Here is a 23,870-nt window from a genome sequence, read left to right as displayed (position 1 = left end):
GTTAGCGGAGCGTTCCTAAATACTTCCTTTCTAGATCCGAGTACGCTAACTGCAAGCGGTCGAGCTCAAGGCTTTTTTTGTTGTACTCGTTACGTAGTGTTTTTTCATTGGATTCTGACACTTGATTGACTATCTGGTCTTTGAGGTCTCGCACTTCTGTGACCAGGTCCTGATTTTCTTCCCGTAGAGCATTCAGTTCGCCCATTTCTTGCGCTTGGGCACGCCCCTTGCCTTTCAACTCTTGCTCTATTTGTGCGCGTAGACTGTTGTTTTCTGCTTCAGCACTTTCAAGCTCCTGCGCCAACAGTTGTACACAGGTTTCGGACTCCTTCAGGATCTGTTCGAGGTTGAGTACTTCTTTTTCTTGATGGGAGAAAGGCTCTACCTGCTCTTTGTCGTCCGGTTTGATGCTGGCGAAGTCGTCGAGCAAGGCTTCAAGTGTGTCGCGCTTGTTTGAGGTGAGGGTTTGGAATTCACCTAGTAAGCCACCTTCGGCCGCTTTGATTTGCGCATCCATTGCTTTGAGCTGTAGTTCTTGCTCAGAAATGTCTTGTTTTAAGGTGTCGATATCGACGTTAGCATTGTCTAGCTCTGTTTGTAGTTGAGTGATCAGGGAGGTTGATTCCTGCGATAGACGTTCCATTCGGCTCAGGGCGATCTGTTGAGCGTCTTGTTCCTGTTGCTGCCCAAGCTCGCTTTCAGAGTCTTTTAATTGCGCCTGCAAGTGTTCGATAATGGCCTGTTGCCGCTTTGATAAACGTTCTAGTTGGTATAAGTGACGAGTCGAGTAATGGGGCTCGGTATCTTGTTCTTGGGGCGTATGGCTGGCGAACGGTCCTGCCGAGTGGCTGTCATGGTGCTCTAGCTTGTGGATTTGCTGTCGTTGCTTTTCAAGCTCCAACTTTAAGCGCTCAAGCTCATTTTCTTTGACCTTTAGCTTGTTGAGCTTTTGTTTGGCGTGATCAATGCTTTCATGCAGTTCCTGATGGAGCTCGCGCTGGTTGTACATCAACTCTTCTTTAGAAATCAGTAACTCACTGGCCTGGACGAATTCTTCATCAATATCTTGCAGAGTTTTACTGAGTGAGTGTTGGCTTAAATTGCGAGATTTCACCTTTTCCAGTGACGTGATAATGCTCGCCATAAAGCGATTCAGAATCGGTTTGGGGCGTTTGCTTTCTTCGTTGAGCAATATGGCGCGTTCGGCTTTAACGAGGGTGCCCCAAAGTTTTAAGCGCGTGATTTGGTCTAGGTCATCCGAGTCCCTGTTTGACTTTAAAATGTCTGCCGTCTGGTGGGCTTGCCCCTCGAGCTCTTGTGCTAGGGCTTTAAAAGGGGGAGGCTCATTATCATCTGCGGCTGCGGCTGCGGCTGCTGGTGAGGTAGAGGAAGTATTCTCTGTGTCACCGTCGTGACCTTTCTTGGGGGCTTTTTTGTATAAAACGACTCCGCGCCAGATGAACCACAGCGCGGCAACTGTCATAATGGTGGCTGCTTCAAGTAACAGCCAAAGTATTCCTTTTTCCATAATGCCTGCTCCAGAAATGAGAGTCGTTTAGATTTACAAGGCTTAATACATTGGTTATGTTAGGTATATCAATGATATTAACGGAATTTCTATTGCTATGAGTAAAGATTTTTTGCACTTCATGCGTGATCGAGTATCCAACAATCAGTTGACCGAGCCCGCTCCAAGCCACGCTGAATGGCGTGACATTCTTGATGCTGCAAGTCGCGCTGCAGATCATGGCAACTTAAAGCCGTGGCGCTTCAAAGTGTACGAAGGAGAAGCTCGTAGCCAAGTCGGTCAAGTTTACTGGCAGCATGCAAAGTCGGAAGTTGAGCAACTAACGGAAGATAAGGCCGACGCCTTCATCAAAAAAGCTTACCGTGCTCCAGCGATATTATTAGTCTACGCTGACCTTGTTGAGCACCCTAAAGTACCTGAATTCGAGCAGTTAATGGCGGTGGCCGCCTCGGCACAACAAGCTTTGCTCGGTCTTAATGCATTGGGTTACGCCGGTATCTGGCGGACTGGGCCTGCGGTGTTCACTGAGGCGGCAAAAGAACAGCTTGGTTTGTCAGAAAACCAGCATGTGGTAGGGCTTATTTATGTCGGCACAGCGTCCGCTGAGGTGAAACCGATCGAGGACACAGGGATTGATGAGAGATTGTCGTTTGTAAGTAAATAAAAGCTTGCATTTCAATAACTTCAACTCTATTATACGCGCCATGTTTCGCGCTTAAGCGAACAAAAAGTTTTGGTGAGCTGTCCGAGTGGCCGAAGGAGCACGCCTGGAAAGCGTGTATGTCGAAAGGCATCAAGAGTTCGAATCTCTTGCTCACCGCCATTATAAAAAGCCGTTGCTTGTCTCAAGCAACGGCTTTTTTGCGTCTGGGGTTATTCAAAGGTTGCCATGTCGGCATGTCGAATGAGCTCATCGATTACATAGCGAATCTTTGGTACTTGCTGGCGGCCTTTCGGCCACACAGCACTGATGGGCATTTCGCCACCAGCAAAGTCGTCCAGCACGCTGACGAGCTCTCCAGAGGCTAAGTAGCGACTGACCAACCACCTTGGCAGTTGTGAAACCCCAGCATCGTTCAGTACGGCCGTCACCATCGCATCACCATCGGAAAACTCATGGGTCGCAGGTGGCGTAAACTTAGCTATCTCTCCTTCGTAGTTTTTGAGTAACCATGAGACGGGTTGATTACGGCGAAAGCCGACAACGGTTTTGTGTTGGCTGAGTTCCCCTGGTGTGCGCGGCGTGCCATATTGCTTCAGGTAATTGGGGGAAGCGCAAACCACCAATTTCTGGGTGGTTAGCCGCCTAGCGACCAAGGTGCTGCTGTCATCCAGTTCACCAATGCGCACCACCAAATCGATGCCTTCTTCGATCAAATCGACAAAGCGTTCACTAAAAGACAGTGTTAATTCAAGCTCAGGGAATTGCTTGGTGATGTCTAGCAGTATGGGCAATATCTTTTGTCGTCCAAACGCGGCGGGTAGGTCGACGCGCAGTCGTCCGGCAGGTTTGGCTATATGGGACGTCAGCTCTTGCTCGGCGTGCTCTAGTATTTCCAGAGCGCTTTGACAGCTGGCCAGATAGCGCTCTCCATCGGGGGTTAGGCTTAGACTACGAGTGGTGCGATGGAACAGTGTTAGTCCAAGTCGCTCTTCAAGGCGAGCAACGGATTTACCGATGGCCGATTTGGTTAGGCCGAGTCGATCCGCTGCAGCAGTAAAGCTGCCAACCTGAGCAGTGGTGACAAACGCGGTGATATTGCCTAGGTGGTCGGTTTTACGCATGGCTTTTCTCTAAAGTTTTAAAAATGGAAACGTCCCAGGTTGCTCTATGATCTCTAGTGGGTACGCCTTGGTGGGGGTGGTTAGCGATAAGCTGTCGTGATGCATGGCAATATGAGTGTTCGGTGTCTGTAGTAGCTTGAGCAATAGGTCTTTGTTTTCCTTAACGACTTTGAGTTGATCAAATCCTGATATATCAAAGGATTCTATCAATTTGGCTAGGCGACATAGCAGTGCTTTTAGGCGGTGAACAGAGAAGCTTTCTTGAAACACAAGATTGGGATTATTGGCAATCGGTGTTTTTTGAATGAAACGAAATTTGGCAGCGCCTGACGTATCCGTGTCGATCAAGGCTTGGTAGGAGATGAGCGCGCCGCCCACTTGCTCCGCACCGCGCAGTGACTGATAGGCGGTTTGCCAGTGCGCCTGAAATTGATTGGCTGCAAGGCTTTCGATAGTCAGGCCATCGATGGTATGAGAGCTAATTTCGACAGGAACGGAGTCGAGCCAGCGCTCAATTTCCTGCTGACCATTGGCCAATAAATACTGTCCTGCGTGAACGATCTGGCCGTCCTCGGTAAAGAGTTCGCATTGTTTCTTAGCGCTAACGGTGGTGCCCTCAAAGAACGCGAACCAACGATGAATGATCTCCTCTATGGCATGCTGATGTGCGCTTGCAATGGCTGTATCGGACATAAAAGTGCTCTCTTGGTGGCGGTTTAAACGATATTTGAATAGTTAAAGCGCACAATAACAGCTTAATTGTAGAATTAATTTCTCCTTAAAGTATACATTGGCTCGGTTTATCGATTTAAAGTTATCAAACACAATGCGTCTCAAATAAACGTTTTTATTTGGAGAAAGCATGTCTAACCAACCTATTCCACTCTCAGTGTTGGATCTTATTCCAATCGGTGAAGGCTTTAGTGTGGCCCAAGCGCTAGAAAACAGTACGCGTTTAGCACAAGCTGCTGAAAAAGCTGGTTTTAAACGTTACTGGGTAGCAGAGCATCATAATCTAAAGGACATCGCCAGTGCCGCGACCAGTGTCATCCTTAGTCATATCGGTGCCAAAACGGAGTCCATTCGCCTTGGATCAGGCGGCATCATGTTGCCGAACCATGCGCCGTTAGTAATTGCTGAGCAATTTGCTACGCTTGAGTCTTTGTACCCAGGGCGTATCGACTTAGGTCTTGGTCGGGCGCCTGGCACGGATATGGAAACCGCTCGCGCGTTACGTCGTGATCCCAGCGCCAAGGGGACTGAGTTCCCAGAGATGCTAGAAGAGCTGCTGTATTTCTTTTCCCAAGAGAGTGCCCATAAGCGCATCAAAGCGGTACCTGGTGCTGGAATGAAAGTGCCAACTTGGTTGTTAGGTTCCAGTACCTTCAGTGCGCAACTGGCAGCTCGTAAAGGTTTGCCAATGGCCTTTGCGGCGCACTTTGCCCCAGATGCCATGAATGCTGCGATTGAGTATTACCGCGCCAATTATCAGCCATCCGAGCAGTTCCCAGAGCCTTACGTTATCGTTTGTGTCAACGCTGTCGGAGCGGACACGCAGGAAGAGGCAGAATACCTAGCTACCACGGAGTTGCAGAAATTCCTATCCTTGAACCAAGGGGTAGAGCAGTACTTACCAAAGCCAGTTGAAAACATGAATGCCTTATGGAGCCCGAGTGATGCTGTACGTGTGAAGCATCAGCTACGTGAGTCCATTTGGGGTACTGAAGAGGTGATTCGTGAGCGTTTAACAAGTTTGGTTGAGCGTACTGGGGCGGATGAGGTGATGGTGAACTCATGGATTCATGATCCTGAAAAGCGCATTCACTCTCATAATGTGATTGCTAAGGCTTGGTTCTAGGAGAAGACAATAATGAATACTGAACAAACTAATAAGTTAATGGCTCTAATCGATCGTGAAGAGATCCGCAATTTACGATTACGTTACAGCGAGCTTCTGGATACGGGGGCGGCAGAGCAAATGGGGGAGGTCTTTACCGATGATGCGGTGGTCAAAGTGACCGTTGGTAGTATGGAAGGGCTGGCGCAAATCAAGCAAAGCCTCAAAGACGCTTACCATAGTTTCGATACTTTAAATCGCCAGCACTATCCGTTTATGCACGCCATTGCGAATCACCAAATTACCTTGATTGACGCTGACAATGCGACCGGCACTTGTTACTTGTTAGACTTCGTTAGTGATCGCCCCCAAGTGCAGCATCCGTTTTTGCTGTTGGGCCGTTACATTGATCAATACGTCAAAGTGAACGGCGAATGGCGTATTAAGCACTCTGAGTTGGATGTGGTGTGGCCAAATGAGTAATCAGCAAGATCAGCAAGATCAGCAAGATCAGCAAGATCAGCAAGATCAGCAAGATCAGCAAGATCAGCAAGATCAGCAAGATCAGCAAGATCGACAAGCGGTTAAGCAGCTGGCACATCGCTTTCTTGCTGCTTGGATGTCTCGGGATGTAGGTCTTGATGCTGTGGATTTAACGCCAGCCTGTCAATTCCACAGTAGCCATCATGGTGCAGCAACGGGTTATCAAGAGATACAAGAATGTTTGGCCGAGGACACGCAGGCGTCAGACATGATCGGGCAAATGTCCAATTTGTATGTTGCTGTAGAGGGGAACCGTGCCGCTTTTAGCTTTTATATTTACGGTTTAGTGGAGCAGAATCCGCGCGCCTTTATGTTTGGTAGTGCGGTGGTAGCGACCCTAAGTTTCCAAGAAAGCCGCTGGCGCTTGGAAGAGATTCGTTTAGTGGTGAATTGGTCAAAGGGCGATTCTTCTTTGATGTCCCATTGGCAAAATGTGCCGACCCAATATGGCTGGCAGATGGGCTTTGCTGCGCCTGCGCTGGTCAGTGAATTGCATTCGCCATGGGCTAAATTGCCCAATGCTCAGCCACCAGAGAATCTTCATGAGGCGATTTCCGAGCTCTATTATCGCTATGCCTTTTCCGTGGATCAAAATGATATGGGGCTTCTGGATCGCTCTTATACAGACGATATCTCTGGTGGCTTTGCCCCAGTGGGCAACCTATCGGGTAAGGATCAAGTGATTGGTACGCTAAAAAACTTCCGTCATCTGGCGGCCTTTTGGCAGCATTTTGCCGAAGTGGTGCGACTGGAAGAAGAGGGTGATGGGCGACATGTGAAAGTCATTATTGGGCGCATTATTCCAGAGCGGCCAGTGGATGAATATGGCAATAAGCTCTATGGTGCGCACTATCAACTTCGAGCCCGTAAGATGTCTAATGGGCAGTGGAAGTTTTGTTGGACGGATTACCGGACCGGTTGGTTTGCCGAGCACAGTGTCCCTGCTTTTGATATTGGTAATGCCACGGCCTAGTTTGTTAAGTGCCAATGGCCATTTTGCAAAAGGTTATCATGTCTGGTGATAACCTTTTTTCAGTGTCTGCTAATTAACTGAATAGCTTTTGCACGTCTTTATAGATCGCCGGACGGCCGGAATCACTAATCGAAGCGATAGTGAACACAGCGCTGGCACTTAATTGGTTGGTTTCGTCTATAAAGATAGATTGAATAAATTTACTTTTAAATTTACTTATCGGTTCGCAGTGACTTTCGATACGTACGGTCATGCCGCTTTTTAACGGCATTTTGTAATCGATCTCAGCGCGCATCACCACTAAGTGAATACCGTCACGGGTGATCTCGGCAAAATCCAAGCCTTTGGATTTGATGAAAGTATGGCGGGCGTGTTCTAGGTAGTTTTGATAAACCGCGTTATTGACGATGCCTTGCATATCGCACTCGTAATCGCGCACTTCAATCAAAGTAATGTGTTGCGGGGTGTCCATATTAAAAACTGTCTATCCAGATTAACGACTGGCCGTACGATTGCGACCCTGACGTTTGGCATTATCCAGATAACCGCTTGCACGAGCAATGAGGTTGTTGGGGCTTTCTTGGCCAATCACAGTGGCTACCCCAAATGACACTTTGATTTGCTCGATAATGCCTTGCCCAGCGCGGCTCTTGAAACGCTGTTGGTTTAAATGGTTGCGCAACATTTCAGCATATTCGATTGCTGTATCCAGCGTAGCTTCATTAAGAATGATCGCAAAGGTGCCACCATCAAGGCGCGCTAGAGTGGTGTTGTCGAGCTTCTTGCTAGTGAGAATCCGACCGATATGACAAATAAGGGCAGTTCCTGCACGGCGGCCATATTGGTTGTTAATCTCTTTGAGGTGATCAATGTCTAGCATCAACAAAGACAGATCGTCTTCTGAGCTTGGAATGAGGGTGAAAAGCTGGCGTTCAAGGCCTTTTTGATTCAGCAGTTGTGTTAGCGGGTCGAGGTCAGCGTTGTTTTTCATTTCATCGAGCTGGGCTTTCAGTTGCAAGACTTCGGCGTTAACTTGATTTAGAGCACTGGAAAATTGTTCGGCATCGGCCATCGCTTTCTTAGTGCTGTGATCGAGATAGCGCACCACCTTATCAAGGTGCTTTTGACGGTCTGCTCGATTTAACACCTTACGACTTTTATCCATCACAGATTGCAGCTCGGCTAAGCTTGCTGACATGGTATGGGTCTCACTGGAAACCGTATTAACCAATTCTTCAAGTTTGTCTTTGTGCTCGTTGTTGTAGCGTGCTTCCTCTGAAACGATAAACTGGTGAAACAGTTCTTTCGAGATAAAGCTGGGCAGGCTACCTAAGCGACCAATGGTCAAATCGACCAAATGGTTCAGCTTAGGTGAAGATTGACGCACATATTCATACCATATTCCGTAATTGTACGGTGTTGGTGCGATGTCCATTTTTCGCATCAGAGGAATTGCCTTGTGTAGCAAAGCATGAGCTTGGCGTGGACTGTCGGAGTGCATTCAAACCTCTTTAGTGAATTGATATTCACATAAATTTAACAACACTGTTTAAAAAATCAAAACAAAATCATTGATATAGCGAAGTTTTTCTTGCGTAAAGCGTTTTGCCTTTGTTGCTTAGCAAAGGTTTTGTAAGGGAGTGTAAATTATCCGCCAGAAATTTTTGCTTTAATGCTTTGGCTCTCTAGGAACGCCTTAATTTTCTCACGTTGATCACCTTGGATTTCAATGGTGCCGTCTTTAACAGCGCCACCCACACCACAGTGATTTTTTAATTTTTTACCCATTACTTTAAGCTCATCGGCCGTCATGGCTAAGTCTTTAACTAAAGTTACACCTTTTCCTTTGCGGCCTTTGGTTTCCAGTTGGATTTTGGCATTGCCTGAGCCCAAAACGTTGGAACCGTCATTACAAGTGCAGTCATCTAAGCTGTTTTCACATTCAGGGCAGGTTCGACCTTGGTCTGTCGAGTAAACAAGTTTATTTTTCATAATAGACTCTTAATTGAAAGTTTGTGTTCTGAGTGAATCGAGGAGGGCGCTCATGTCATCCGGCATAGGTGCTGACACGGCAATACGCTGCTGATTGACAGGGTGCGTGAAACTGAGTTGCTCTGCGTGCAACATTAAGCGTAAATCTTGAGACCAGTGATCGCGCATGGCTTGGTTGTGATGGCGGCAACCATAGCGTGTGTCCCCCAGTAGAGGGTGAAAGATGTGCTTAAAATGGCGACGAATTTGATGGGTGCGGCCTTGTTCTGGTTCAACGCTGACCAAGCTTAGGCGCATTTGCTCGTAGCGGCTGACAGGCACGGGGATTTGAAAAGATTCCAGTGTTTGAAAGTGGCTGATGGCTTCTTTTTCGGTGCCTTCGATTTTAAAGCGAGCGCGGCCTTTCTCTTCGTTTAACTTGGCCAGAGGGTAGTCGATCACGCCGTCACTAGCAGTATGGCCGCGCACAATCGCCAGGTAATTCTTGCCTGTGCTGCGTTCCATAAATTGCCCACCTAGGTGACGCGCAACATCGTCTTTTAATGCCATGACAAGCACACCTGACGTGGCGCGATCAAGACGGTGAACAGGGTAAACCCAGCGCCCCAGCTGCTCATTAAGGCGCTGCACAACGGCATCTTGTTCATGTTTGGCTAGGTCAGTGCGGTGTACCAGCAGGCCGCTGGGTTTATTGACGACGACGAGATCGTCGTCAATATGAAGGATGTCTAGGCTCATTGCGTCTGTTGTTCGATAAAAGAAGCCATATTATCACAAGCGATCTGCAGAAGGCGCGCCATTGAGTATTCGCTCGCCCAAGCAACGTGCGGTGTCAGGATAAAGTTCGGTAAGTGGGCAATGGATTGCAGGACATGATTCATCGGCATAGGCTCAACGGTAGCGACATCAAAGCCTGCGCCAGCAATCCGCTCGGTTTTGATGGCCTCGACCAAGTCTTCTTCATTGACTAAGCCGCCACGACCGGTGTTGATGACGATTGCTGTGGGTTTCATTAATGCGAAGACGTCTTTGTCGATCACATTGCGTGTGCTATCAGTCAATGGGCAGTGCAAGCTGACCACATCGGCAGCCTTGATCGCTTCGTTAAAGTCCATGTAGCCATCACGAACGGTTTCTGCGCCGCGATGTTCGGCAAAAATCACCTTCATGCCGAATGCTCGTGCAATTTCTGCCACACGATTACCCAGTGAACCTTTGCCCAGTAGACACAAGGTGCTGTTGGCAAGATCGTTCAATGGGAAGTCAAGAAAGCCAAAGAACTCACATTCCGCCCAGCGCCCTTGTTTAATGGCTTCACGGTAGCGAGTGAGGTTACGGCGCAACTCTAGCATCATGGCGAAGGTGTGCTCTGGAACGCTTACCGTTGAATAGCCCGCGACATTTTGTACGGCGATGCCCAAGTCTTGGCAGGCTTGTAGGTCGACGTTGTTGGTACCGGTGGCCATCACTTGCACCAGCTTTAGATTTGGACACTGCGCTAATGTTTGGCGCGATAAGATGACCTTGTTGGACATGACAATGTCTGCGTCTTGGATGCGTTCAAGCACGTTCTCATGGTTACAATTATGAAAAAACTGTGTTTCTTTGACGCTTTCCGGCATGGGGATTTTGATGTCTTCTGGAAACGATCCGCGATCCAAAAATACGGCTTTCATCGTAAGTCCTTATGGTTTATCAAGCATGGGTACAAGGGTCGGAGCGATGTTTTCTAGCACCACAGGTTGCCCCTCAGCATTAGGGTGTAAACCATCATTTTGCATGAGAGATTTATTGAGTGCCACGTTTTCCAGCATAAAGGGCACATAAGCAACTTGATGTTGCTCGGCTAACTCTTTGTAAATATTGAAGAATTGAGTGGTGTAGGTGCGGCCATAGTTACTCGGTAAGTGATTGCCAAGCAATAGTACAGTGGCGCCTTGTTGTTTAGATTGTTCAATCATTTGCGCTAGATTTTGCTTCATTTGCTGCAGAGGGTAGCCGCGTAGACCATCGTTAGCGCCGAGCTCTAATACCACCCAATTTGGCTGATGAGTGTCCAGTAGTTTCGGTAAACGGGATAAACCACCTTGTGTCGTCTCGCCACTGACACTGGCGTTGATCACGTTGACATCAGGATGGCTGCTGTTTAATTGTTGACTCAGTAAACTAACCCAGCCTTGTTGTTGTCTGAGATTGTAGGCCGCGCTCAGGCTGTCCCCAAACACCAACAAAGTATTGGCGTGGGCAGACGTTAGAAGCGAAACAAAACACAGTAGTGCAACACATATTTTAGAAATCATAGGCAACCTATTTATGCAGGACACGGATACATTGTCGGCTTTGACAATAGAAAAGCTTAACCATTCCGTTACAACAAGCAACGGTCAATTGGACATACTCAAAGGAATCAATCTACACATTAAGGACGGTGAGTCAGTCGCCATCATTGGTGCGTCAGGGTCGGGTAAGTCCACCTTGTTGGGTCTGATGGCAGGCTTAGATCAACATACTGAAGGCAGCATACGTTTGTATGGTGAAGCATTAGAGCAACTGGACGAAGAGGGGCGCGCGATACTTCGTGGTCGTTATGTGGGCTTCATTTTTCAGTCCTTCCATCTACTACCAAGTTTGACCGCTTTGGAAAACGTGATGCTACCAAACGAGTTAAAAGGCAATCGTAAGGCCGATGATCGCGCTCGAGAGTTGCTAGAAAAGGTCGGCCTGTCTCATCGTATCGAACATTACCCACGACAACTGTCCGGTGGTGAGCAACAACGGGTGGCCATTGCGCGGGCGTTTGCCTCCGCGCCGAAAATTCTGTTTGCCGACGAACCGACGGGCAACTTGGATGGCAAGAACGGCGTGTTAGTCGAAGATTTGTTATTCGATCTAAACAAGCAGCAAGGCACGACGTTAGTGGTGGTCACCCATAATCCAGAACTCGCAGCACGTTGTGATCGACAAATTGAAATTCACGACGGTGAGTTGAAGGAGTCCTAATGTTTGCGTGGCGCTTATTAATCCGGGAGTTTAAAACCGGTGATGTACTGACACTGCTATTGGCATTAGTGTTGTCTGTGGCCACCGTCACTGGTATCGGTTTGTTTGTCGATCGGTTGCAGCAATCCTTTGAAGTGCAGTCGGCCAACTTGCTCGGTGCCGATCGCAGTGTTCGACGTGACGATCCTATCCCTCAGGACTGGCTGCAACAAGCGCAGAATACAGGGCTTGAAACCGCGCAAACGGCATCGTTTTCATCCATGGTGTTCGGCGGTGATGGGCTGCAATTGGCCCAGGTGACTGCGGTGTCGAACAACTATCCACTACGCGGCGAGTTTATTACCGATCAACAACTGTTTGGCGCAGGTCAAGCGACCAATCAGGCGCCAGAACGCGGTGAAATTTGGTTGTCGTCGCGTTTGGCGAGTTTGTTGTCGGTCGAGCTGGGTCAAAGTGTACGGGTGGGGGAAGCGCCGCTGACGGTGACTCAATTTTTAGTGCGTGACCCAGGCAGTGCTACCTCGGCGTTTTCCATTGCCCCTCGTGCCATTATGAATGCCCAAGATCTTCCTGCTACGCAAGTGATCATTCCCGGCGCACGGGTACGCTATGCCTTCTTGTACGCCGGAGATGCAGAGCGTTTAGCCCGTTTCGATCAAGCGTTAACGCCGCAATTGGGGGAGGGCGAGCGCATTCGTACCCCGATCGAACGAGGCGAGCGCATCGGTAATACGGTCAATCGTGCAGAATCTTTCCTATTGTTGGCGGGGACGTTAGCGGTGGTGATGTCAGGTGTCGCTATGGCGCTAGCGTCTGCACGCTATGTGAAACGTCATTTAACTCAGTTTGCGGTGATGAAAACCATGGGCGCGACGCCAAAGCGCCTAGTACGTCTGATGGTGTTTCAGGTCACGCTGATCACCTTATTGGGCATTGTCTTAGGCTCTGGGTTGGGGCTCCTTATTCAAAGCCTTATTGCCGATTTACTCGCGTCTTTGATGAGTTCAAGGTTACCGGAACCGAGCCTGTCTAAGCTATGGCTAGGGGCGGCTACCGCGGTGATTTCCATTTTGGCATTTTGTGCGCCCTTGCTGGCGCGTCTTGTCAATGTCCCTCCTTTACGTGTGTTGCAGCCCAACGCTGGCTTACAAGTCAGTTCCTCCTCTTTGTTTACTTTCGGTCTAGTGGGCATGTACGGCTTGATGGTGATTTACGCTGGGGGCTGGCGCTTACCAAGCACTGTGATGTTTGGTTTGGCCGTGGTAACTGGTTTAGTGTTCTTGGTGGGGTGGGGGCTGTTTGCGGTCAGTCGTCGCTTATCAAAGCAATCCACCACCGGTTGGCAAGTGGGCCTAGCGGCCTTGCATCGTCGCTTGGTCTCCAACCTATTCCAGTTGCTGGTGTTCACCTTGATCATAATGTTGAGTTTGGTGTTGGTGGGGGTACAAAGTAACTTGATCCGTGATTGGCAAGCGCAGATCCCTGAAGACACGCCCAATCACTACTTGTTTAATGTGCAAGAACGTCAAGTGGACAGTATTCAGGCCTACACCATGGACAATCAAATTGTGTCGTCGGATTGGTTTCCCATGGTCCGTGGTCGTGTCATCGCGATTAATGGTGAAGATGCAGAAGTACTGTTTCCAGATCGACGCAATGAGCCGGAAATAGTCGAACGTGAATTAAATCTCACTTGGGCGGACGACATTGGTTCTGGCTCCACTGTGATTGAAGGGGACTTTAGCGCGGAAGGGGTATCGATTGAGCAAGAAGCGGCCATTGAGGCGGGGGTAGCCATTGGCGATGAGTTGACCATCAGTATTGGTGGACTGGATTACACCTTGCCGATCACCTCAATCCGTACCGTGGATTGGCAGAGCATGCAGCCAAACTTTTATTTGATCTTGCCACAATCTGTTCTGTCGGATTATCAAGCGAACTATGTCAGCAGTGTGTTCTTGAAAGAAGACAATGCCGCTCAGTTTTATCGCTTTATGGCCAATTACCCCACAGTGTCCATGTTGAATATTGGTGAGTTGTTAAGACAGGTACAAGACATCATTGCTCAGCTGGCAAACGCTTTGAAAATCGTATTGGCATTTATCTTGGGGGCCGGAGCCTTAGTGCTGATTGCCAGTGTGCGTTCCACCTTGGATGAGCGCCTAGAGGAAGGCGCCTTATTGCGTACCTTGGGGGCGACCAAGAAAATTGTGCGCCAAGCGTTATTAATTGAATTTGGGGCATTGGGACTGTTCGCTGGCTTGATCGGTGCCGCCGGTGCAGAGCTGGCCTTGGTGGGCTTACAGCATTTTGTGTTTGAGATGGCGGTCACGATTCACCCGCTATTATGGTTGGTTGGTCCGTTAGCTGGCTGGGGGATTGTGACAATTATAGGTGTATTTGCGAGCCGAGCTGTGCTAAAAGTGCCGCCCATTCGTTTATTGAGATCCATCTAAGTACACAATTACATGTTTGAACCACAGCAAGGATACATCGTCAGTCGTCACAGTAGTGATGTAAATGGTCGCTTAGACATTCATTACTACGTGAAGACTGACGTCGCCACCGTCAAAGTCTCGATCGCCCAAGCAGAGACATTATTCTTCACCAACGCGCCGCTGGAAGCTTTGGCGACCGATGTTCAGGGCGTGCAGTGTGAAGAAAGTCAGCTCAAATCTTTTTCCCATGACACGGTAAGTGTGGTGCGCTGCCAAAGCCTACTGTTACAGCAGCAAATGGTCGCCATGGTGAAAAAGCTGGGCTATGCGGTGTATGAGGAAGATATCAAGCCCGAAGACCGCTACCTGATGGAGCGTCACATTCGCGGCCAGGTCACCTTCGTCGGGGTGCCCGATGCCGCTGGCTTGAGCTTTACTCAAGCCAAACTCAAAGCAGGTGAATATCAGCCACATTGGCAGGTCTGGTCATTGGACATCGAAACGTCTGTGTCTCGTAATGAGTTACTGTCTATCGGTATCACCAGTGGTGAGCGTAAAGTGGTGTTGGTGGTATCGCCTGAGCCGACCCAGTTAGAGAACGTCTATACCTTTGCCGATGAGCGCAAATTGTTGATGGCGTTCATTAAGTTTGTTCGCAAGCACTCCCCAGATATCATCATAGGCTGGAATGTCATTGGCTTTGACTTGATGTTCTTGGATCAGCGCTTTCGGCAGTTAGGTATTAAACCTGCGCTGGGCGTACAGGGTGAAAACTGGCGCGTGCGCGAAGCCAAAGAAAGTGGCAAGGTGTTCGCGTCGATCGCTGGGCGTGTGGTGTTGGATGGTATCACCATGCTTAAAGTAGGTGGTTACCACTTCATCTCCTACAGCTTGAACAATGTCAGCAGTGAATTATTGGACGAAAGCAAACTCCTCACCGGAGGCGATCGTTGGCAAGAAATCGAGCGCATGCATCGAGAAGAGCTGGACAATTTCGTCGCCTACAACCTGCAAGATTGTGTCTTAGTCGAGCGCATCTTTGAAAAGCTGCAACTGATTGAATTGCAGCAAACCCGCGTCGATTTGACGGGGATTCCATTGTCGCAAACTGGTGGTTCGGTGGCTTCCTTTGAAAACCTTTACCTGCCGCGTTTACATCGTAAAGGATGGGTAGCGCCCGCCTGGAGTGACGATAAGTTCGTGCCAAGCCCAGGTGGTTTTGTGATGAACTCTCTACCGGGTCTTTATAAAAACGTTTTGGTATTCGACTTCAAAAGCCTATACCCAAGCATTATTCGCACTTTTTACGTTGATCCTCTGGCGCGGGTAGTGGCCCAGGCGTTGGCACAAGATGAAGGCTTGGTACCAGGCTATCGTGGCGCCTCGTTCCAGCGTCAATTTGCGATTCTACCGGAGCTGGTGGCAGAGCTGGCGCAGTCTCGAGAGAGCGCCAAGCGCGACGGCAATGCCATCTTAAGCTACGCCATTAAAATCATTATGAACTCTTTTTATGGCGTACTGGGTTCGCAGGTATGCCGCTTCTATCATGCGGAATTGGCCAGTTCAATTACCATGCGCGGTCATGAGTTGCTCGGTCGTAGTAAGCAGTGGATGGAAGAGCGTGGCGCAAAGGTGATCTATGGTGACACGGACTCCTTGTTTATTACCTTGTCAGATTCGTTATCCGAAGACGAAGCGTGGCAGGCTGGTAAAGAACTGTGCGAGGTAGTGAACCAATGTCTTAGCGAGTGGTGTGGTGATTATGCGGACATTGATTCACACCTAGAGCTTGAGTTCGAAACCCTGTACACACGTTTCTATATGCCGACCATTCGTGGCCAAGAAGAAGGTTCGAAAAAACGCTACGCCGGCCTTAGCAACGGCGCAATCATTTTCAAAGGGTTGGAAGCGGCACGCAGTGACTGGACGCCGTTAGCCAAGCGTTTTCAAGTGGAGCTGTTTGAGCATCTATTCTTTGATTTAGATCTCGAAAGTTACGTTTCTGAATTTGTCAGCGATTTACGATTAGGGAAATTTGACCAAGAGCTGATATATTCGAAGCAATTGACGCGTCCATTGGCGAAATACACCAAGACTCAGCCGCCCCATGTGCGTGCTGCCAAGATGGCCGATGAGTGGCGTCAGCAGCAAGGCTTACCGCCTGAGTACGATCGCGGTCGTAAGCGCGTTCAGTATGTGTACACCCTGTCAGGTGTGGTACCGTATTTGACCGACAGTGATCTTGAACACTTGGATTATCAACATTACATTGATAAGCAAGTGTTACCGATCGCGGAAGGCGTTTTTCAAATGCTTCATTTGAACGTTGTTGATATACTGACGCCTCAATTTAACCTTTTATAAATTAGGGTTATTGGAATTTACATGTCACCCGCCGCGTGCGAATGGGTCGTAAGAATGAGCTGCGCCGGATTTCCGGCTACCCCAACTTTATGGATTGACAGTTAGGTAGAGAAAAAAGCATGGCGTTACCCCCAAAACGAGTATTAACCCAAGACCGATTGCGCACGGCAGTGCAAAACTTGTTGTTGGAAACAGATTGGACTGAAATCACGGTGCAGGACGTTTCCAGCAATGCGGGTGTCAGTATCGGTACTTTTTATAATTACTACGACAGCAAGGACGAAGCACTCGCAGACGTTCGCGCCTGTCTCTCCGCTTTGATCAAAAAAGATCTGAATAGCCTATTGGTGACGCAATCCCAAGTGGAATGTCGTATCTCTTTGTTGCTCAAGTATTTCGTCAATATTCTGAACGCGAAGCCTTCTTGGGCGAATTATTTTTATCGCGCTGAGTCCTTTTCAGAACGTTTGGATGGCGGTTTAGTGGCGCTATTGGAGCCTTTGGTGTTAGAGGGCATGCTGTCTAATAAGGGCCACTCGCAAAATGCCAAAATCACGGCCTTCTTCATTGAAAATGGCTTCTTCCCACTGTTGAAACAATATCATGTCAACGGTACCTCTGTGCCGGAAGAGGATGCGACTCAGATGGTGGTGTTGGCGCTATTGGCCATGGGCCTCAGCGGTGATCGCTTGGCACAGGCGTCCGCCTTGGTCTGTCCAGTAACGCCCATTGCCGCCTTGCCTCAATCCATTTTCGAACTGGAAAAAGCACAAGCTGGTCATGCCTGATTTGATGTTGTACGGCACCTTAGGGTGTCATTTGTGTGAAGAGGCTCAAGCATGGCTGCAGCACTTTTTTCCAGCGCTGCAGCTAATTCACGTGGACATCGCCGTAGATGAACGCTTAGTCGAAGAATTCGGTCTGCGCATCCCAGTGTTGTCTAATGGGCGTGAGAGCCTTGATTGGCCGTTTCAAGTCGCGGCCGTTATGGCTCTGATTGAAAACGCCGACCCAGAGCACTTGGCTCAGCAGATGACGCAAGAGCCATTCATCAAGCCTGCCAAGTCACGTCGGGTGCTGCGCTTAGCGAGCGCTGAAAAATAAGCGTTGTGTGTTGGCCTGTGTCACGGCTTGCACCTCTTCAAGACTGATGCCTTTTAATTCGGCCACCGCTGCGGCAATGTAGCGCAAAAACTTAGGGTGGTTGCGTTTCGGGCGCGGGCGAATGTTGCGTGGCAGCAAGTAGGGCGCATCGGTTTCCAGTAACAATCTATCCAATGGTAGATACGTTAACGCCTCTATTAATTCCTGATTGCGGCGTTCATCTAGGAGCCAGCCGGTAATGCCCACACTTAACCCCAGATCCAAATAGCGCCTAAGTTGGTCTTTGTCGCCGGTAAAGCAATGAATCACACCGCTTTGGGGCAGTGTCGCTTGCGCCAAACGCTGGGTTAATTCCGTAAAAGCATCGCGTTCATGCAGATAGACCGGTTTTTGAGCTTGCTCGGCCACGATCAGCTGTGCTTCAAAAGCATGTATCTGCTCGGTAGGGGTAGAATAATTGCGGTTAAAGTCCAAGCCCATTTCACCCACTGCGACCGCTTTGCGATCACGGGCAAAGGCGTTTAATAAAGCCTCACTGTCTTGTTCCTGCCAGCTCGATGCATGGTGTGGGTGGCAGCCTAGGGTGTAGTGCATGTCCTCATAGGGAGTGCACAGTGTCGACAGCTTTTGTGCTTCGTCCATATTGGAAGCAATGCAGAGAATGCCCTGCACGCCTTCGCCCCGATAGTCTTCACGAAACTGATCCAAATTGTCTAGGTAAGAGGAGTGGTCTAGGTTAACGCCAATATCAAACATGCAGACTCCGAAATTGAAGGAATCGTCATATTTTAACAGTGGCGTGATATGAAACAGAGTCCTTTGTTGATGCGTTGAGCTAGAAAGGTATGAAAATCTTTATAGATCATGACCTAAGGGTTTTGTTGGCTAAAAAATTACTGCTATGTTTGGCAGAATTAACTATCATGATGATTATTGAACCAAAGCGTTTGAAACTAAACAATCGGAGAGTGTTATGGCAGGAATGTTAGATGCAGTAGACCAGAGAACGCAGCTGGTAGGTGAAAACCGACTGGAGTTGTTGATGTTTCGTCTGGGCGGCATGCAGCTATTTGCTATCAACGTCTTTAAGGTACAAGAAGTTGTGCAATTACCGCGATTGAATTTAATGCCTCACCGTCACCCTTCTGTGGCTGGTGTGACGCATTTTCGTGGTCGTACTATTCCTGTGATTGACCTATCTGAATCCATTGGTTTGCGTCCGATAGATCGAGACAAGCCGTGTAATTTGATCGTCACTGAGTACAACAATACGGTACAAGGCTTTATGGTTGGTGAAGTCGATCGCATTATTAACATGAACTGGAGTGACATCCTGCCGCCACCAGATGGCACGGGGCGTCAGCATTACCTGACGGCGATCACCCGTGTGAATGAGCGCTTGGTCGAGATCATTGACGTTGAGAAAGTGCTGGCGGAAATCTCGCCGTACGATACTCGCGTGTCTGATGAGGTAATCGACAAAGACTTGTTGTCGATGGCAAAAGGTTTGGAAGTGTTGGTGGTGGACGATTCCTCTGTGGGCTTGGCTCAGTGTAAATCGACCCTAGATCACCTAGGTATCACCGTTCATTCGGCGACTGACGGTAAGCGTGGTCTTGATCTACTGAAGAAGTGGGCTGGGGAAGGTGAAGACGTTCCAAATAAGCTATTGATGCTGATCACTGATGCGGAAATGCCGGAAATGGACGGCTACCGATTGACTCGAGAAATTCGTGAAGATCCTCGACTCAAGGATCTCTACATTGTCTTACATACGTCTTTGAGCGGTAGTTTCAACAAAGCCATGGTGCAAAAAGTCGGCTGTGATGACTTCCTTTCAAAGTTCCAGCCTGACAAGTTGGCCACCATTATTCAGGATCGCATGCGATCTGTGATTGATTCCGAATAACTCAACGACAAACACCTTGATAACCTCAAGGTGTTTTTGCTTATGTTACTACCTGTTTATATCTTGCTAGCATCTTTGTGTGCGGTCGTGGTGAATAAACGATTACGGATTGATCCGTTTGTCGTGATATTGCCCTGCGCGTTACTCGTGGTTCATGACTTAGATTCGCTGCGCAGCCTGTTTGCCAGCTTAATTCCTGTCGTGCTGCTGTTTGCGGTGTTGACCCTGTTGCGCCATCGAGCCTCATTACAAGTCGAAGCGATTACGCGACTTGGGGCTGGCTTATCATTGGGCGGCTTTATTGGTGTGCAGCTGATATTCTTGCTGCCATTTACCTTTGCATGGTTACTGGCCTTGCTGGTTGTACTGTCGTTTGCCAATATTGCGCTGCTGCGCTTTAGAGGCTGGCCTTTGATGAAGATCCCAGCTGGATTAAAGCTGTTGCTGGGGATGTTGATCGGAGCACTACAATTTGTCAGCTTAGGTGCAGGTTTAGCCCTATTGCAAGAGCGTTATACCGCCGAATCTCTTGGCAACCGTTCCGCGCTATGGGCGTTTTCCCTAGTTGGAGCCTTGATTGGTTTACTGGCTTTACCGGGCGACCTCGTTTGGCAAGCACTTTCAGTGACTAGTATGTTGGCCGCTGTAATAGGCGGTTTTATCGGTGTGTTGCTATTGCAGCGCCTAACGTTAAGTGCATATGAATCCAAAGTGCTGGATTGGATCGTACTGGCGATGTGCGTAAGTGTCTGGGGACACTTGCTATTGAAGCACCTTGTTTTCTCCTCGTAACGGAATGACTATGAATCAGAACAACAGTTTGATCGGGGTTCTTTTAATGAACCTTGGTACACCTGAAGCACCGACTCCTGCTGCCGTCAAAAAATACCTAAAAGAATTTCTTTCCGATCCACGTGTTGTGGATGTTAACCCACTTATCTGGAAGCCTATTTTAAACGGCGTCATTCTTAATGTGCGCCCGAAAAAAGTTGCCAAGGTGTATCAAGAAGTGTGGATGGACGAGGGCTCGCCACTGTTGGTGCTCGGACAGCGCTTAACCAAGAAAGTGGATCAAGCCCTGAATCAAGACGGCAAGCGTTTTGTGGTGACGATGGCCATGACCTATGGCAAACCAAGTGTGGAAGAAGCGGCCAAAGTCTTTCGTGAGAATAAGGTTGAGCAGATCTTTGTATTGCCCATGTATCCGCAATTTTCTCGCTCTACCACCGCAGCGGCGTATGATCGCTTGATGGCTTCTCTAAAACGTTGCCCGCACTGGCCTGCACTGAACTTGATGCAAGATTACGCCGATCACCCAGTTTACATCGATGCCCTAGTTAAGTCGATTGAAGAGCATTGGCAGAAGCAGGGCGGTAAGCGCCATTTGATGTTCTCATACCACGGTGTACCGAAACGCTATGTTCGCGAAGGCGACCCTTACCAGCGACGCTGTGAAGCAACCACCGCGGCAGTAGTGAAGCAATTAGGTCTAACTGAAGACGAATATACCCATGCTTACCAGTCCCGATTTGGTCGCGAAGAGTGGCTTAAGCCTTATGCCGATGAAACCATTCGGGCGATGCCAGGCAAGGGTATTAAAGCACTGAACATGATCAGTCCGGCGTTTGCTATCGATTGTATTGAGACATTGGAAGAGATCGATATGCAACTGCGTGAAGAATTTGAAGGTGCGGGGGGGGAGCAGTTTGATTACATCCCAGCGTTAAATGACTCACCTGATCATGTAAACTTATACAAGCAACTTGTTTTAGAGAATACACAACACTGGATGAATTGATTTGCAAAAACCTATCCTGACCACCATTGCGTTTGACGCAGATGACACCCTTTGGCGCAACGAAGATGTGTTCCTAAGTACCCAGCAGTACTTTGTGGAAATGCTGGAAACTTACCATTCCCGCGAATACATCCTTGAGCGCCTCAATGAGGTGCAAATCGACAACTTGTCAAATTTTGGCTATGGCGTTAAAGGATTTACACTGTCTCTCATTGAATCCGCCATAATGCTTACAGAAGGGCGTATTACAGGCTACGAAATTCATGAGATCATCCAATTAGCCAAACAAATGTTGGCGGCGCCGATTCAGCTGTTGCCAGGCATTGAACCTTTGCTGCAATCCCTGCAGGGGAAGTGCCGATTGATGGTGATTACCAAAGGAGACCTCCTAGATCAGGAAGGTAAGTTGGCACGCTCGGGTTTAAATGAGTACTTTGATTGGTATGAAGTGGTGAGCAACAAGAAAGCCGAGAACTACCACAAAGTCTTTGAGAGTTTGCAACTTAACCCTAGCGAAGTGCTGATGATTGGTAACTCCATGCGCTCTGATGTGCTGCCAGTTCTCGATGCTGGTGCCCACGCATTGCATGTGCCGTACCACACGACCTGGAGTCATGAGCAGGTGACTGACGCTGAATTGGCAAATTATCCGATGATTCCAACGGTTGCCTCGGCTGAGACAGTTGAGCAGTGGATTCGTGCAAATTTCCAGTTAAGTGGTGAAATTAAGTGATGTCTATTAAAAAAATGCTGGCTGTAACAGCGCTAATGTTTTCAAGTGCCTTGGTATCTGTTCATGCACAGGAGACCAGTGCTTGGCAGAGTATTCAGCAAACCGCGTCCAATGCTGTGGAGAAAACCCGTGAAGTGGCGGCAAATGTTGCCGATCGTACCCGTGAAGTCGCTGTTGATGTAGCGGATCGCACACGAGAAGTGGCAGGTGATGCAGCGGACCGTTCCAAAGAAGTTGGGCAAGACATATCGAACAGTCAGGCTTGGAAGAAGACCAAAGAAGTGGGCAATGCTACCGCTGAAGCGGCTCGCAGTGGTGCTCATAAGGTCAAAGAGTACGTTAACAACAACGCTTGTGATAACAATGACAAGCTCAATTGCAAAGCGGAGTAAGGCTGTTTGAGCCGTGATGATCAAAAAGACTCGAAACCGGCAAAAGTAGATGCTTGGGAACAAGAGTTTTTAAGTCAAGATTCATCTGGGTACATAGGGGCCCCGAGTAAGCGCTATCGGTGTCCGAAGTGTCACGGTGTTTTACAGCTGAAAAAAGGCAAAAATGGTAGCTTTTGGGGCTGTGAAAACTACCCAAGCTGCGATTACAGCGCCAATGATGAAGACGGTCGTCCGGTGCGGGCGAAGAAATATTTTTGCCCGCTGTGCGGTGGCCAGCTGCGTAAGAAAAGTCATAAAGACAACACCTTTTGGGGCTGCAGTAACTATCCTGAATGTAAGCTAACCCTAGAAGACTTCAATGGCGAACCCTCATCGTCACGTAAATATCCCTGTCGTGCCTGCGGCCACTACTTAGTCCGTAAAAAGGGCCCAAAGGACTATTTTTGGGGCTGTATCAAATACCCTGAGTGCAAGCACACCTTGGCAGACGACAGAGGTTGCCCGGTGCCAAGGAAGTTGCGTTGATCAGGTGAGCATTCACTTGCCAAACTTGAGCTAAGGCTCTAAGCGAGGCTTTGCAAAGCCTCATCGATGCTACGATATTCAAAGTCAAACTTTTGATCCATCAATGCCTGTGGAACCACATGCTGGCCTTTGGTGAGCAAGCTGCCCATATCGCCGAGCGCTTTTTCCAATACAAACGCAGGGGTTGGCAAAACCGTTGGACGGTTTAAAGCCCGACCATAAGCTTTGGCAAAATCGGCTTGAGTGATGGCTTGCGGTGCGACCAAGTTGTAGGTGCCTTGATATTCGGAATGTTCCATGGCATCGAGCAGAAAGCGGCACACGTCATGAATGTGAATCCAAGGGAAAAACTGCTTGCCGTTGCCAATCTTGCCGCCTAGGCCTAGTTTGAAAGGCCACTCCATTTTTGCCAGTGCACCACCATGGCCTAACACCACCCCGAGACGGAAAATAACCGTTCGTACGCCTGCCTCTTCAAAATGGTGAGCTTCCTGTTCCCAAGCCGAACACAGATGATGGGTGAAACCACTGTTTGGTGGTGTGTCTTCGAGAAAGGTTTTGTAGTCGTCAAAACCATAGTAGCCCACTGCAGAGGCGTTCAATAACGCCCCAGGTTTGTGTTTGAGGGCTTCAAATAGCTTACGGGTAAACTGTACTCGACTGTCGAACAGTTCCTGCTGGCGCTTAGCTGTCCAACGCTTGGCAGCGATATTGGCCCCTGCAAGATTCACCACCACATCAAAAAAGTGTTGGCCTAGGTCATCCAAGTGCAGGGTTTGCACGTATCGAGGAATGGAGTTCTGGTGTTTGTGTACTAAAGCGTAGGTTTCGTGCCCCGCGGCGGTCAACATTGGATAAAGGTTGCTTGCAATAAAGCCGTTGGCTCCTGTCACTAAAACTTTCATATCCGACTCCTAAACGTGAAGGTTTTTTAAGTTTACGACAAAAT

26 protein-coding genes and 1 tRNA gene are annotated in these 23,870 nt (G+C 48.7%); 16 read left to right on the top strand and 11 right to left on the bottom strand.

The annotated features are described in order from the left end of the window. Position 1: 1 nt before the first annotated feature. Entirely contained in the window at positions 2-1,528 is a 1,527-nt protein-coding gene (locus MAQ5080_RS10175; protein ID WP_067209520.1) for a coiled-coil domain-containing protein, read from the bottom strand. A 97-nt stretch (positions 1,529-1,625) separates the two neighbouring features. On the opposite strand from MAQ5080_RS10175, the gene MAQ5080_RS10170 reads away from it, so the two are divergent. Then, positions 1,626-2,192, top strand: a complete 567-nt coding sequence (locus tag MAQ5080_RS10170) for a nitroreductase family protein (protein WP_067209517.1) — start codon at positions 1,626-1,628, stop codon at positions 2,190-2,192. A 71-nt stretch (positions 2,193-2,263) separates the two neighbouring features. Next, positions 2,264-2,351, top strand: a tRNA-Ser gene (locus MAQ5080_RS10165). Positions 2,352-2,401: 50 nt separating this feature from the next. Here MAQ5080_RS10165 and MAQ5080_RS10160 read toward each other — a convergent pair. Further along, a complete protein-coding gene (locus MAQ5080_RS10160) occupies positions 2,402-3,313 on the bottom strand; it encodes a LysR family transcriptional regulator (protein WP_067209513.1) in 912 nt (303 codons plus the stop codon). Positions 3,314-3,322: 9 nt separating this feature from the next. Then, complete coding sequence (locus tag MAQ5080_RS10155; RefSeq protein ID WP_067209510.1) at positions 3,323-4,006, bottom strand: hypothetical protein; 684 nt, start codon at positions 4,004-4,006, stop codon at positions 3,323-3,325. A 169-nt stretch (positions 4,007-4,175) separates the two neighbouring features. Here MAQ5080_RS10155 and MAQ5080_RS10150 point away from each other — a divergent pair, with 169 nt between their 5' ends. Genes MAQ5080_RS10150 through MAQ5080_RS10140 form a run of 3 tightly spaced genes read left to right on the top strand, consistent with a single transcriptional unit; the run spans position 4,176 to position 6,666 of the window. After that, entirely contained in the window at positions 4,176-5,171 is a 996-nt protein-coding gene (locus MAQ5080_RS10150; RefSeq protein ID WP_067209506.1) for an LLM class flavin-dependent oxidoreductase, read from the top strand. A gap of 12 nt (positions 5,172-5,183) precedes the next feature. Further along, positions 5,184-5,633 (top strand): nuclear transport factor 2 family protein, encoded by a 450-nt coding sequence (locus MAQ5080_RS10145; RefSeq protein ID WP_067209502.1) that lies wholly within the window; start codon positions 5,184-5,186, stop codon positions 5,631-5,633. Then, a complete protein-coding gene (locus MAQ5080_RS10140; RefSeq protein WP_067332966.1) occupies positions 5,626-6,666 on the top strand; it encodes a nuclear transport factor 2 family protein in 1,041 nt (346 codons plus the stop codon). The genes MAQ5080_RS10145 and MAQ5080_RS10140 overlap by 8 nt, the downstream gene beginning before the upstream one ends. A gap of 73 nt (positions 6,667-6,739) precedes the next feature. Here the strand turns inward: MAQ5080_RS10140 and MAQ5080_RS10135 are convergent, their stop codons facing one another. The 6 genes from MAQ5080_RS10135 to MAQ5080_RS10110 all read right to left on the bottom strand — a co-directional run bounded on the left by MAQ5080_RS10135 (position 6,740) and on the right by MAQ5080_RS10110 (position 10,958). After that, positions 6,740-7,138 carry an acyl-CoA thioesterase gene (locus MAQ5080_RS10135; RefSeq protein ID WP_067209497.1) on the bottom strand — a complete coding sequence of 133 codons (399 nt, stop codon included), beginning with the start codon at positions 7,136-7,138 and terminating at the stop codon, positions 6,740-6,742. Positions 7,139-7,159: 21 nt separating this feature from the next. Then, positions 7,160-8,167, bottom strand: a complete 1,008-nt coding sequence (locus MAQ5080_RS10130) for a GGDEF domain-containing protein (protein ID WP_067209493.1) — start codon at positions 8,165-8,167, stop codon at positions 7,160-7,162. Between the two features lie 146 nt (positions 8,168-8,313). Then, positions 8,314-8,658, bottom strand: a complete 345-nt coding sequence (locus MAQ5080_RS10125; protein ID WP_067209490.1) for a translation initiation factor — start codon at positions 8,656-8,658, stop codon at positions 8,314-8,316. Positions 8,659-8,667: 9 nt separating this feature from the next. After that, a complete protein-coding gene (locus MAQ5080_RS10120) occupies positions 8,668-9,396 on the bottom strand; it encodes an RluA family pseudouridine synthase (protein WP_067209486.1) in 729 nt (242 codons plus the stop codon). Beyond that, positions 9,393-10,334, bottom strand: a complete 942-nt coding sequence (locus MAQ5080_RS10115) for a D-2-hydroxyacid dehydrogenase (RefSeq protein ID WP_067209483.1) — start codon at positions 10,332-10,334, stop codon at positions 9,393-9,395. The genes MAQ5080_RS10120 and MAQ5080_RS10115 overlap by 4 nt, the downstream gene beginning before the upstream one ends. A gap of 9 nt (positions 10,335-10,343) precedes the next feature. After that, complete coding sequence (locus MAQ5080_RS10110; RefSeq protein WP_067209479.1) at positions 10,344-10,958, bottom strand: arylesterase; 615 nt, start codon at positions 10,956-10,958, stop codon at positions 10,344-10,346. A 13-nt stretch (positions 10,959-10,971) separates the two neighbouring features. On the opposite strand from MAQ5080_RS10110, the gene MAQ5080_RS10105 reads away from it, so the two are divergent. From MAQ5080_RS10105 to MAQ5080_RS10085, 5 genes are all read left to right on the top strand, one after another. Continuing rightward, positions 10,972-11,658 (top strand): ABC transporter ATP-binding protein, encoded by a 687-nt coding sequence (locus MAQ5080_RS10105; RefSeq protein ID WP_067209476.1) that lies wholly within the window; start codon positions 10,972-10,974, stop codon positions 11,656-11,658. Beyond that, positions 11,658-14,114: an ABC transporter permease gene (locus MAQ5080_RS10100; protein ID WP_067209472.1), complete on the top strand. Its 2,457-nt coding sequence runs from the start codon at positions 11,658-11,660 to the stop codon at positions 14,112-14,114. The genes MAQ5080_RS10105 and MAQ5080_RS10100 overlap by 1 nt, the downstream gene beginning before the upstream one ends. 12 nt (positions 14,115-14,126) lie before the next feature. Next, positions 14,127-16,460 (top strand): DNA polymerase II, encoded by a 2,334-nt coding sequence (locus MAQ5080_RS10095; RefSeq protein WP_067209468.1) that lies wholly within the window; start codon positions 14,127-14,129, stop codon positions 16,458-16,460. Between the two features lie 119 nt (positions 16,461-16,579). Then, complete coding sequence (locus MAQ5080_RS10090; protein ID WP_067209464.1) at positions 16,580-17,248, top strand: TetR/AcrR family transcriptional regulator; 669 nt, start codon at positions 16,580-16,582, stop codon at positions 17,246-17,248. Next, the gene (locus MAQ5080_RS10085; RefSeq protein WP_067209461.1) at positions 17,241-17,564 is read left to right on the top strand and encodes a glutaredoxin family protein; all 324 of its coding nucleotides are present in this window, start codon (positions 17,241-17,243) and stop codon (positions 17,562-17,564) included. Before MAQ5080_RS10090 ends, MAQ5080_RS10085 begins: the two co-directional genes overlap by 8 nt. Here the strand turns inward: MAQ5080_RS10085 and MAQ5080_RS10080 are convergent. Continuing rightward, a complete protein-coding gene (locus MAQ5080_RS10080) occupies positions 17,544-18,320 on the bottom strand; it encodes a TatD family hydrolase (protein ID WP_067209457.1) in 777 nt (258 codons plus the stop codon). The genes MAQ5080_RS10085 and MAQ5080_RS10080 overlap by 21 nt on opposite strands. Before the next feature lie 217 nt (positions 18,321-18,537). On the opposite strand from MAQ5080_RS10080, the gene MAQ5080_RS10075 reads away from it, so the two are divergent. The 6 genes from MAQ5080_RS10075 to MAQ5080_RS10050 are packed head-to-tail and all read left to right on the top strand — an operon-like array spanning position 18,538 to position 22,921. Beyond that, complete coding sequence (locus MAQ5080_RS10075; RefSeq protein WP_067209454.1) at positions 18,538-19,473, top strand: chemotaxis protein CheV; 936 nt, start codon at positions 18,538-18,540, stop codon at positions 19,471-19,473. Between the two features lie 42 nt (positions 19,474-19,515). Continuing rightward, on the top strand, positions 19,516-20,265 hold the full coding sequence (locus tag MAQ5080_RS10070) for a hypothetical protein (RefSeq protein WP_067209451.1): 750 nt from the start codon (positions 19,516-19,518) through the stop codon (positions 20,263-20,265). A gap of 10 nt (positions 20,266-20,275) precedes the next feature. Next, positions 20,276-21,271 (top strand): ferrochelatase, encoded by a 996-nt coding sequence (hemH, locus tag MAQ5080_RS10065; RefSeq protein ID WP_067209449.1) that lies wholly within the window; start codon positions 20,276-20,278, stop codon positions 21,269-21,271. A gap of 1 nt (position 21,272) precedes the next feature. After that, positions 21,273-22,004 carry an HAD family hydrolase gene (locus MAQ5080_RS10060; protein ID WP_197464602.1) on the top strand — a complete coding sequence of 244 codons (732 nt, stop codon included), beginning with the start codon at positions 21,273-21,275 and terminating at the stop codon, positions 22,002-22,004. Continuing rightward, complete coding sequence (locus tag MAQ5080_RS10055; RefSeq protein WP_067209446.1) at positions 22,004-22,396, top strand: hypothetical protein; 393 nt, start codon at positions 22,004-22,006, stop codon at positions 22,394-22,396. Before MAQ5080_RS10060 ends, MAQ5080_RS10055 begins: the two co-directional genes overlap by 1 nt. A gap of 6 nt (positions 22,397-22,402) precedes the next feature. Next, positions 22,403-22,921: a DNA topoisomerase family protein gene (locus tag MAQ5080_RS10050; RefSeq protein WP_067209444.1), complete on the top strand. Its 519-nt coding sequence runs from the start codon at positions 22,403-22,405 to the stop codon at positions 22,919-22,921. A gap of 38 nt (positions 22,922-22,959) precedes the next feature. Here the strand turns inward: MAQ5080_RS10050 and MAQ5080_RS10045 are convergent, their stop codons facing one another. Further along, positions 22,960-23,826, bottom strand: a complete 867-nt coding sequence (locus MAQ5080_RS10045; RefSeq protein ID WP_067209441.1) for a TIGR01777 family oxidoreductase — start codon at positions 23,824-23,826, stop codon at positions 22,960-22,962. Positions 23,827-23,870: the final 44 nt, after the last annotated feature.

The sequence above is a fragment of the Marinomonas aquimarina genome, from assembly GCF_900089755.1.
In the GTDB taxonomy this organism is placed as follows: Bacteria; Pseudomonadota; Gammaproteobacteria; order Pseudomonadales; family Marinomonadaceae; genus Marinomonas; species Marinomonas aquimarina.
Note: the sequence above shows the minus strand (reverse complement) of the source record. Positions and strands in the feature narration are given on the sequence as shown.

Excerpts from the sequence above, each read along its gene's own strand:
- MAQ5080_RS10145 (WP_067209502.1), top strand. The coding sequence starts at position 5,184 with ATGAATACTGAACAAACTAATAAGTTAATGGCTCTAATCGATCGTGAA.
- MAQ5080_RS10100 (WP_067209472.1), top strand. The coding sequence starts at position 11,658 with ATGTTTGCGTGGCGCTTATTAATCCGGGAGTTTAAAACCGGTGATGTA.
- MAQ5080_RS10105 (WP_067209476.1), top strand. The coding sequence starts at position 10,972 with ATGCAGGACACGGATACATTGTCGGCTTTGACAATAGAAAAGCTTAAC.
- MAQ5080_RS10045 (WP_067209441.1), bottom strand. The coding sequence starts at position 23,826 with ATGAAAGTTTTAGTGACAGGAGCCAACGGCTTTATTGCAAGCAACCTT.
- MAQ5080_RS10115 (WP_067209483.1), bottom strand. The coding sequence starts at position 10,334 with ATGAAAGCCGTATTTTTGGATCGCGGATCGTTTCCAGAAGACATCAAA.
- MAQ5080_RS10070 (WP_067209451.1), top strand. The coding sequence starts at position 19,516 with ATGTTACTACCTGTTTATATCTTGCTAGCATCTTTGTGTGCGGTCGTG.
- MAQ5080_RS10155 (WP_067209510.1), bottom strand. The coding sequence starts at position 4,006 with ATGTCCGATACAGCCATTGCAAGCGCACATCAGCATGCCATAGAGGAG.
- MAQ5080_RS10140 (WP_067332966.1), top strand. The coding sequence starts at position 5,626 with ATGAGTAATCAGCAAGATCAGCAAGATCAGCAAGATCAGCAAGATCAG.
- MAQ5080_RS10130 (WP_067209493.1), bottom strand. The coding sequence starts at position 8,167 with ATGCACTCCGACAGTCCACGCCAAGCTCATGCTTTGCTACACAAGGCA.
- MAQ5080_RS10160 (WP_067209513.1), bottom strand. The coding sequence starts at position 3,313 with ATGCGTAAAACCGACCACCTAGGCAATATCACCGCGTTTGTCACCACT.
- MAQ5080_RS10150 (WP_067209506.1), top strand. The coding sequence starts at position 4,176 with ATGTCTAACCAACCTATTCCACTCTCAGTGTTGGATCTTATTCCAATC.
- MAQ5080_RS10080 (WP_067209457.1), bottom strand. The coding sequence starts at position 18,320 with ATGTTTGATATTGGCGTTAACCTAGACCACTCCTCTTACCTAGACAAT.
- MAQ5080_RS10085 (WP_067209461.1), top strand. The coding sequence starts at position 17,241 with ATGCCTGATTTGATGTTGTACGGCACCTTAGGGTGTCATTTGTGTGAA.
- MAQ5080_RS10120 (WP_067209486.1), bottom strand. The coding sequence starts at position 9,396 with ATGAGCCTAGACATCCTTCATATTGACGACGATCTCGTCGTCGTCAAT.
- MAQ5080_RS10095 (WP_067209468.1), top strand. The coding sequence starts at position 14,127 with ATGTTTGAACCACAGCAAGGATACATCGTCAGTCGTCACAGTAGTGAT.
- MAQ5080_RS10175 (WP_067209520.1), bottom strand. The coding sequence starts at position 1,528 with ATGGAAAAAGGAATACTTTGGCTGTTACTTGAAGCAGCCACCATTATG.
- MAQ5080_RS10090 (WP_067209464.1), top strand. The coding sequence starts at position 16,580 with ATGGCGTTACCCCCAAAACGAGTATTAACCCAAGACCGATTGCGCACG.
- MAQ5080_RS10110 (WP_067209479.1), bottom strand. The coding sequence starts at position 10,958 with ATGATTTCTAAAATATGTGTTGCACTACTGTGTTTTGTTTCGCTTCTA.
- hemH (WP_067209449.1), top strand. The coding sequence starts at position 20,276 with ATGAATCAGAACAACAGTTTGATCGGGGTTCTTTTAATGAACCTTGGT.
- MAQ5080_RS10170 (WP_067209517.1), top strand. The coding sequence starts at position 1,626 with ATGAGTAAAGATTTTTTGCACTTCATGCGTGATCGAGTATCCAACAAT.
- MAQ5080_RS10135 (WP_067209497.1), bottom strand. The coding sequence starts at position 7,138 with ATGGACACCCCGCAACACATTACTTTGATTGAAGTGCGCGATTACGAG.
- MAQ5080_RS10055 (WP_067209446.1), top strand. The coding sequence starts at position 22,004 with ATGTCTATTAAAAAAATGCTGGCTGTAACAGCGCTAATGTTTTCAAGT.
- MAQ5080_RS10075 (WP_067209454.1), top strand. The coding sequence starts at position 18,538 with ATGGCAGGAATGTTAGATGCAGTAGACCAGAGAACGCAGCTGGTAGGT.
- MAQ5080_RS10125 (WP_067209490.1), bottom strand. The coding sequence starts at position 8,658 with ATGAAAAATAAACTTGTTTACTCGACAGACCAAGGTCGAACCTGCCCT.